Consider the following 9,107-nt stretch of genomic DNA (forward strand, 5'->3'; position numbering starts at 1 on the left):
AGCCGAATCCCGATCATGCGACTCTCGCTTCTCGCCCTGCTCACGCTCGCATCCGGTGCGTCGTCCGAGCCGATCTTCAACGCGGACTTCGAAGAACAGGACCTGTTCACCGCCGACGCATACGCGTCGAGCAGTGACGGAAACCTGTCGGTCGAGCGCGGCCTGCTGAAGGGACGAGGCCAGTTGATCGCCACCATCGACGGCGATGGTCTCGAAGGCGACAATCCCTGGTTCGGCGCGGCCAGTCAGTGGTGGGGAGCAATGGATGTCGGCGACGCGACACCCGCGCAGCTCAAACTGACAGCAAGAGTCGCAGTGCCGGAGGGCAGTCCGACTGGCCCCGTCGTGCTGAGCCTGAAGGACGAAGAAACCGGGGCGACCTGGTCCTTCCAAGCCACCACCACGGAAGAGTTTGTAACCATCGGTGGGACGTTGGACGACTCTGCCGTCGAGAACCCCGCCCCGCTCACGCCGAGCGGCAACTACTCCATTTTCGTCGCATTCGCCGAAGCGACCTGGAACGGCTGGTCCGGCGAACCAGATGCGATCAACACGCTTCTGTTCGACGATGTGAAGCTCGAACGGGTCAACCGTGACGTCCGGCTCCAGCCGGCTTCAGAAGCCGCGGCGAATACCAAGGTCGCACCGAAGCAGCCCATGCCAACCTATGGCAAATGGCACCAGTCCCGCCTTGGGGGAGGCGGGTACTGGATGGGGGTCGTGCCCACGCGAGATGCAGACGTCTTCTACACCTTCAGCGATGTCGGCGGCGCGTGGCGTAGCGACGATGGCGGAGCAAGCTGGCGCAGCCTCAACCGTGACCTTGGCGGCGAGGACGCCGGCAGCTACGTGCGGTCGCTCGATGTCGACCCACGCGACGAGAATGTGCTGCTGATGGCCAGCGGCAGTCAGTGGTACACCGGCGGTGGGCTGTATCGCTCGACCGATGCTGGGCTGACGTGGCGACAGGTTGTCGAGACGCCCGTCATGGGCAACGAAGAAGCCCGGATGGCTGGGACGACGATCGCCCGCTCGCCGGCTGACCCGGACCGCTTGGTCTTCGTCTCGGCAGGCAGTGTCCGCGTTAGCAGCGACGGTGGAAGGACCTGGTCGACGGTTGCAGATGATCTCTTCGGCGACCTCTTCCCGAGCGTCGTCGCGTTCGATGCGGCAACGCCCGATCGCGTGCTTGTCGGTGGCCAGGATGGCGAGAACTACGTCGGCGGATGGTCGCCTGAAGGCCCAAAGCAGTATCTCGGTGGACTTTGGCTCAGCGAAAACGCGGGCGAGACCTGGCGACACGTCAGCGACGAGGACGTCGTCGAGCTCGCGCAGCTTCCAGGCGACGAAGCGATCTACGGCGTCTTCAACTACGACACCGTCCAACGCAGCACCGATGGCGGCGAAACGTGGAGCGAATTGCGTGACGGCCTTCCCGCGCCGACCGGCCACAACATCATCGGGACAGGGCGTCTGCAAGGCCTCACCGCTGGACCCCGTTTCTTGCTCACCATCAACGGACAAGGCGACGTCTATCGCCTCGATGCCGGCGAAAGCCGTTGGCAGCAAGTCCGGCGCACGCATGTCGACGACGACGGCTGGTACGGCAACGTCCCGGGCGAAGAGCGAAAGCCGGGCAGCCACGAAGGCTGGGTTCATTTCGGCAAGGCAGCGGCGTTCATTGGCGTCGATCCGACCAACGCCGATCGCTGGTTCATGACCGACTGGTACGCCGTCTGGCGCAGCGAAGACGCCGGCCGCACCTGGGCCATCAGCATCGATGGGCTTGAAAACACCGTCAGCCATGACCTTGCCGGTCAACCCGGCTCGCCAAACGTCGTCCACTGGGGCATGGGCGACAATGGCTACCTCCGAAGCAGCAACGGCGGCCGCTCGTTCGTCGACATCTCTTTCCCGGCCAACGGCGGCGGAAGCAATGTCAAAGACTTCGGTCAATCGACCGCCGACCCGAATCGGCTCTACGCCACGACCAACAAGAGGCCCGGCGAGTGGGAAGCAGCACAGCTCGCAGTCTCCAACGATGCCGGTAAGACGTGGCGAAACCCGACGATGGCAGGCTTGCCGAGCGACATGGGGGAGACGCGTCGGATGAACAGCGTCACCGTCTGTCCGAACGATGCGGATCGCATCCTCGTTGGTGTCAGCGGTGATCCAGCCAAGCACGGCGGCGTCTACGAAAGCCGAGACGCCGGCGAGACCTTCCGCAAACTTGGCAGCGGCCTTCCTGCGAACGAGTTCGGCACGTACTTCCAAACCAACGTCTGGGCCGTAGGCAATGAACTGTCGCTCAGCGGCGATGGCAGTGCGGTCGCCTTCAGCCAGGACGGCAGGTTCGTCCACCGCCTCGACGGCTCGACGTGGACGCCCGTCGACCACGACTTCGGCGGCCAGCCGTACGAAGTCGTCGCCGACGCGCGACACGACGGCCGCTTTTACCTCGCCGTCGTCGGCAGCGGCCTTTGGCAGAGTGTCGATGGCGGCGTGTCGTGGGGCAAGCTGTGGAGTGGCAGCGCGTACTACGTGGCCGTCGCCGATGACGGCCGCATCGCGGTCGGCCACGAGACTGGCATCGTCGTCTACGACGACGGTGCGTGGACGGAAGTCGCTGGCGATCTGCCGGTGCGCCGTCGGCCGATCCCGGCTTTCGCGGGCGATCGCCTGCATGCCGGAACGCACAACATGGGCAGCTTTTGGCGCGAACTGAAGCGCCGCTGAGCCGGCCGTACAGTTCCCGTCCGTGCCAGAGGCTGTGACGAGTGTGGAGGCCGTGCGAGAGGTGATCGGCCGGTCGATGCTGCGCGATCGGCACCGGTTGGAGCGTCGTCTCCACGGGCTGACGCGACGCGGCGTACCGACGGACGAACAGCTTGCGAAAGTTCTCGCCGCGGCTGACAAGTCTGCAGGCATCGCGGACGAGCGACGCGGGTCGATTCCGGAGGTGACCTACCCGGACGAGCTGCCCGTCAGCGGCAAAAAAGACGAGATCGCCGAGGCGATCCGAGCTCACCAAGTCGTCGTCGTCTGCGGCGAGACCGGCAGCGGGAAGACCACACAGCTACCCAAGATCTGCCTCGAAGCCGGCCGCGGCGTCTTCGGCACGATCGGTCACACGCAGCCCAGACGCCTTGCCGCCCGCACGGTCGCCAGCCGCGTTGCCCAGGAAATCGGCTCGAATGAACTCGTCGGCTACAAGGTCCGCTTCCACGACGAGACGAGCCCGCGGACGCTCGTGAAGCTCATGACCGACGGCATCCTGCTGGCCGAGACGCAGGGCGATCGGTTCCTCAACCAGTACGACACGATCATCGTCGACGAGGCCCACGAGCGGTCGCTGAACATCGACTTCCTGCTCGGCCACCTGCGAAACCTCATCGACAAGCGGCCGGATCTGAAGATCGTCGTCACGTCAGCAACGATCGATCCCGAGCGGTTCAGCGACCATTTCGGCGGACGTGAGCGGTGCCCGATTCTGGAGGTCAGCGGCCGGACGTATCCGGTCGAGGTGCGGTACAGAGGCTTTGCGAGCCCCGACCGTGAGGGAGGGAGTTCGGACGAAGCGGAAAGCCCACTCCCTCACGGTCGGGGCTCGCAACCGGAAGACATCAACGACGCCATCGTCCAAGCTGTGGACGAGCTCGGTCGCGACGCCGATCCCGACGTCGCCCGTGGGGACACGCTTGTCTTCCTGCCGGGCGAGCGCGAGATCCGCGAGGCCGCCAAAGCCCTCGAAGATCACGTCGGCGGCCACCACGGCAAGTTCGGCAGCTTCGACGTGCTGCCGTTGTACGCCCGCCTCAGCAACGCCGAGCAGAACCGCGTCTTTGCACCGTCGCGCAAACGAAGAGTGGTGCTCGCGACGAACGTCGCCGAAACGTCGCTGACGGTGCCGGGCATCCGCAGCGTCGTCGACACCGGCGTCGCCCGCATCTCGCGGTACTCGGCACGATCCAAGGTCCAACGCCTGCCGGTCGAGCCGATCAGTCAAGCCTCGGCCGACCAGCGCAAGGGCCGTTGTGGCCGGGTCGGGCCGGGCGTGTGCGTGCGGCTGTACGACGAAGCCGACTTCGACAATCGGCCGGAGTTCACCGACCCGGAGATCCAGCGGACGAATCTCGCGGCGGTGATCCTGCAGATGCAGGCGTTCGGGCTCGGTGCCGTCGAGTCGTTCCCGTTCATCGACCCGCCCGACCCGCGCCAGGTCCGCGACGGCTACCAGACGCTCCAGGAAATCGGCGGCCTCGACGAGCACCGCCGCCTCACCGACGTCGGCCGCCAACTCGCCCGCCTGCCCGTCGATCCGAAGCTGGGTCGGATGATCCTCGCGGCGAGCAAGGAGAATTGCCTCGACGAAACCATCATCATCGCCGCGGGCCTGAGCATCCAGGACCCGCGCGAACGCCCGCACGAGAAGCAGAAGGAGGCCGACGAAGCTCATGCCATCTGGAAGGCCGGCGGCAGCGACTTCCTGACGCTCGTCAACCTGTGGCGTTGGTACACCAAGCAACGGCGCGAGCTCAGCCGCAACAAGCTCAAGCAAGCGTGTCGTGCCCGATTCCTGAACTACCTCCGCATGATGGAGTGGGGCGACCTCCGCCGTCAGCTTCGCGAGTCCGCGTCGAGCATCGGCCTGAAGCTCAACGCCGATCCCGCTCAAGGCGACGCCGTCCATCGGGCTGTGCTGCCCGGTCTGCTGGGCAACGTCGGCAAAAAGTCCGACTCCAATGAGTACGACGGTGTTCGCGGGCGCAAGTTCTTCGTCTTCCCAGGCAGCGTCGTCTTCGGCAGCAAGCCGCCGTGGATCGTCGCCGCTGAACTGGTCGAGACGTCGCGGCTGTACGCCCGCACCGCGTGCAGCGTGAAGCCAGAGTGGGTCGAGGAGGCCGCGGGCGATCTCGTGAAGAAGACGTACGGCGAGCCGTACTGGCAGATGAAGACCGGCCGGGTGATTGCGCCGATGAAGGTGACGCTCTGGGGCCTGCCCATCGCGAAGCGGCCGATCGATTACGGCAAGATCGACCCGAAGAAGTCGCGCACGATCTTCATCAAGTCCGCCCTAGTCGACGGCGACCTCGAATCAGGCGCTGCCTTTTTTCGGCACAACCGACAGCTGGTGCGGGAGGTTGAGCTGCTCGAGGCCAAGACACGCCGGCGTGACATTCTGGTCGACCCAGCGACGCAGTTCGCATTCTACGACGCACGTCTGCCAGCAAGCGTGGTCGACTGGCGCAGCTTCGAGCAGTGGCGCGGCGATGCAGAGAAGCGCGATCGCCGGCTGCTCTACATGCGGCCCGAAGATCTGATGGCCAAGTCGCTGTCCGAAGCCGAGGGCGGGCAGTTTCCCGAAACCATCGAGACCAATGGCATCACGCTGCCGCTGCGCTACCGGTTCGAGCCCGGCCACGTCGCTGACGGCGTGACGGCGACCGTGCACCTGGCTGACTTGCACGCGATTGACGCCGACCGGCTCGACTGGCTTGTCCCAGGGCTGATCGAGGAGAAACTGACGGATCTCATCCGAACGCTTCCGAAGAGGCTCCGCACGCAGTTCGTCCCCGTGCCGGAGGTCGCCCATCGGGCAGTCTTGCGAATGCCGTTCGGCGAAGGGTCGCTCACGTCGTCGCTTGCGCGGTTCCTTGCCGACGAGCGACGCATCGAGGTGTCGGCCGACGACCTCGATCCGACCAAACTGGACGACTATTTGCGGATCAACCTCCGCATCGTCGACGAGCACGACAAGCCCGTGGCCCACGGTCGAGACATCGTCGAGCTTCGGAAACGCCTCAAGATTCAGGCACGTCGCAAGTTCGAAGAGAAGCCCGACCCGACGTGGCACCGCGATCATCTCGTCACCTGGAACGGCCTGCCAGATCTGCCCGAGCGCGTCGAAGTCAAACGCAACGGCCGGGGCGTGCAAGGCTTTCCGGCGCTCGCGGATCGGGGCGACTCGGCATCACTGCGGCTGTTCGAGTCGGCTCAGGCCGCCAAGGCCGCGCATCGGGCGGGCGTCCGGCGACTCCTGCTGCTCGACTACGCGGCGGAGCTCAAGCACCAAGTGACCGACCTGCCGACGTTAAACGAGCTGCGACTGCTCTTCAGCCCGATCGGCAACGCCGGCTCGATGAAGGCGCACCTCATCGAGGCCGCCGGCGATCGGCTGTTCCTGGGTGAGGATCCGTCGACCATTCGCACCAAGGCCGCGTTCGAGGAGCGGGTCAACGCCGCCTGGGGCAAGCTCGGCGGGAGCGTGAAGGACGTCGCCGACACGGCAATGGCCATTCTGCGGCTGCGGCAACGCGTTGCCCTGGCTTTGGAAAAGCCGGTGCCGGAAATCCTGACGTCGAGCGTGGCGGAGATGAAGGAGCAGCTCGCCCTGCTCGTGCCGGCTGACTTTCTGGTGGCGACGCCGGCGGTCTGGCTCGGGCATCTTCCGCGCTATCTTGCCTCGATCGAGCAGCGACATGCGAAGCTGCTGAATGCCGGGCTGGACCGCGATTCGAAGCTGGCGACGAAGGTGTTTCCTTACTGGAAGGCGTATCTGGACCGAATTGCAGATGCGGAATCCGGGCCTTGCGGCCCGGCGTGGGTGACGTTTCGGTTTCTCGTCGAGGAGTACCGCGTGAGCCTCTTCGCCCAACAGCTCGGAACGGCGACGAAGGTGAGCGAGAAGATCCTCGCCGAGCGGATGGAGCGGCTCCGGAAAGCTGCTGCATGACGGGCAGGCGGGATTATGGGCCGGGCGAGGAGCTTGCCGTGGCGTTGTCCTGCCGACGCCGCAGTCGATAGGATGCCCGCCGGCCCGAGTGCCGTCCTGCCTGCGGTGCGTCGTCCGACGCTCGCCATCACGCCCCGTCGTCAGCACCCGATCGTGCGCTACCTGTTCCGAGGCCTCATCCGTGAAACCGGGCGCTCGGTGGAGGGTGCCGTCGAGGCTGAGACGGCCGAGGATGCGCTCACCGCGCTGTCGAACAACGGCATCGTCACCGAAGACCTGACGCCGGCTCCGATTCCGATCGGCGGACTCGAAGCCTCCGCCCGGGCGTCGGTCGCACCCGTGTCTGCCGGACGTGCCGGTCCGCCACCGCTGCCGCCAGGCAGTCTTGAGGCCGATGACGGCGGCATCGTGAGCGGCGGGCGTCCTGTCGAGCAGCTTCCGCCACCTGTGCATCCGGGGTCGCAGAGCAGCGATCCGATCGACCGCGCCTTTGCCGAGGCGAGCCAGAGTGTCAGCTTCGATGCCGTCGCTCAGCGGTACAAGGGCAAGAGCGTTTGGGTCATCGATCGTGACAAGATTCGCCGTCAGGTCGCCGTCGTGGTCGACGGTGCGATTCGTACGGCCACGGCCGATGCGGACAAAAAGATCGAGAACGCCGAGGAAACCGGTGACCAGATTCGCGAGAGCGTCGCGTCTGCGCTGAAGGAGCTCTTCAAAGACAACCGCAACATCGCCAGCCAGAAAGACGCGGCCGAGGCGGAGAAAGAGAAGCAGGCTCAGCAGGCACAGGTCGCCACGACGACTGCCGTCAGCTCGCCCCAGCTTGAAGCGCTAACTGGCCGACTGGAGCAGTTCCTCGGCAAGGCGGAGAACGTCCTGACGCAGCTGCAGGTCGCCGCCCGACGCGTCGGCTCCGGCGGCGGTGGTGCGGCAGGTTTTGCACCGCGTCGGATCAGCCACATTCCAAAGCCCCGCAGCGACGAGCAGAACTCCGTGCTGATGGAGATTTTCAAGAGCAACCTGAAGCTGCGCGACAATCTCAAGCCCGGCGCAGCCGAAACAGACCAAGCGACGCCTGTCGCCGACTAGCAGACGACTCCGTCGACACGACGCCCTACCAAACGATCAACGACACCTTTCCTCACCATGGCCAACACCAAAACGATTCTCGAATCCCAGGCGGACGATTCCGGACGCGAAGTCCAGGCGATGGTCATGGGCATCGACCTCGGCACCAGCCGAAGCTCCATCGCCGCGATGAACGGCGTTCGAAAGACCGTCGAGTCCTACGTCGGTTACGCCAAAGACGCCGTCAGCCGCAAACACCTCGGTGCCGACATCCTGTACGGCCGAGATGCGCTCGACAACGCGATGAGCGTCAACCTCTATCGCCCGCTCGAGAAGGGTGTCATCAAGGGCACGCTCGGCGATGACACCGACGAACTCGACAAGAACCTCGAAGCGGCCAAGTTGCTCGTCCACCGCCTCGTGGAGCTGACCAAGCCGTCTCGCGACGACGCGCTGTATGGCGTGATTGGCGTCCCGTCGCAGGCGAGTGACAAGAACAAGGAAGGCATCCTGGAGTCCGCCAAGGACATCTTCGACGCGGTCATGATCGTGTCTGAGCCGTTCACCGTGGCCTACGGCATGGAGCGGCTCAGCGACGTCCTCGTCGTCGACATCGGTGCCGGCACGACCGACCTCAGCCGCATGCACGGCACCGTCCCCGCGGCGGAAGACGAGCGATCCTTCCCGATCGCCGGCGACGCCATCGACCGCGAACTGCACAAGCTCCTGACCGAGAAGCACCCCGAGGCCTCGATCACGGTCAACATGTGCAAGAAGTTCAAGGAGAACTATGGCTACGTCAGCGACACCAAAGACTCGATCATCGTCCAGCTGCCGGTCAAGGGAAAGCCGACCGACTTCGACATCACCGAAGACATGAAGGCTGCTTGTGAGATCCTGGTCGAGCCGATCCTGGAGGGTGTCGCGGACTTGATCGCGACGTTCAATCCCGAGTTCCAGGAGAAGCTCCGCAACAACATCATCATCGCGGGCGGCGGCAGTCAGATGCGTGGGCTCAACAGCCGCATCGAAAAGGGCCTCGAACGCGTCGGCGGCGGCAAAGTGACAGTCGTCGACGAGCCGATCTACTCCGGAGCCAACGGTGCCCTGCAACTGGCCCTCGACATGCCGGCCGACTATTGGCAGCAGCTCAGCGACTGACGCACTGACAACGCCTCCCAAGGAGCGGCCGCGACGTCTTCGTCCCGGCCGCTCTATTCTGCCTTGGGCCTGTAGCTCAATGGTCAGAGCAGGGGACTCATAATCCCTTGGTTCCGGGTTCGAATCCCGGCGGGCCCATACGCGG

The 9,107-nt window shown here is 65.1% G+C and carries 4 protein-coding genes and 1 tRNA gene; all 5 read left to right on the forward strand.

The annotated features are described in order from the left end of the window. Window positions 1–2,736, forward strand: a 2,736-nt coding sequence (locus AAGI46_13165) for a hypothetical protein (GenBank protein MEM1013156.1), incomplete at its 5' end; no start/stop codon positions are given. 22 nt (window positions 2,737–2,758) lie between these two features. Then, window positions 2,759–6,733 carry an ATP-dependent RNA helicase HrpA gene (gene hrpA, locus AAGI46_13170; GenBank protein MEM1013157.1) on the forward strand — a complete coding sequence of 1,325 codons (3,975 nt, stop codon included), beginning with the start codon at window positions 2,759–2,761 and terminating at the stop codon, window positions 6,731–6,733. 72 nt (window positions 6,734–6,805) lie between these two features. Further along, window positions 6,806–7,822: a hypothetical protein gene (locus AAGI46_13175; GenBank protein ID MEM1013158.1), complete on the forward strand. Its 1,017-nt coding sequence runs from the start codon at window positions 6,806–6,808 to the stop codon at window positions 7,820–7,822. A gap of 57 nt (window positions 7,823–7,879) precedes the next feature. Further along, a complete protein-coding gene (gene mamK, locus AAGI46_13180; protein MEM1013159.1) occupies window positions 7,880–8,962 on the forward strand; it encodes a MamK family actin-like protein in 1,083 nt (360 codons plus the stop codon). A gap of 65 nt (window positions 8,963–9,027) precedes the next feature. Further along, a tRNA-Ile gene (locus AAGI46_13185) sits at window positions 9,028–9,100 on the forward strand. Window positions 9,101–9,107: the final 7 nt, after the last annotated feature.

It is taken from the genome of Planctomycetota bacterium (assembly GCA_038746835.1).
Taxonomy (GTDB): Bacteria; Planctomycetota; Phycisphaerae; order Tepidisphaerales; family Tepidisphaeraceae; genus JBCDKH01.

Bases quoted from the DNA above. Each gene is read 5' to 3' on its own strand.
- mamK (MEM1013159.1), top strand. From the start codon at position 7,880: ATGGCCAACACCAAAACGATTCTCGAATCCCAGGCGGACGATTCCGGA.
- AAGI46_13175 (MEM1013158.1), top strand. From the start codon at position 6,806: ATGCCCGCCGGCCCGAGTGCCGTCCTGCCTGCGGTGCGTCGTCCGACG.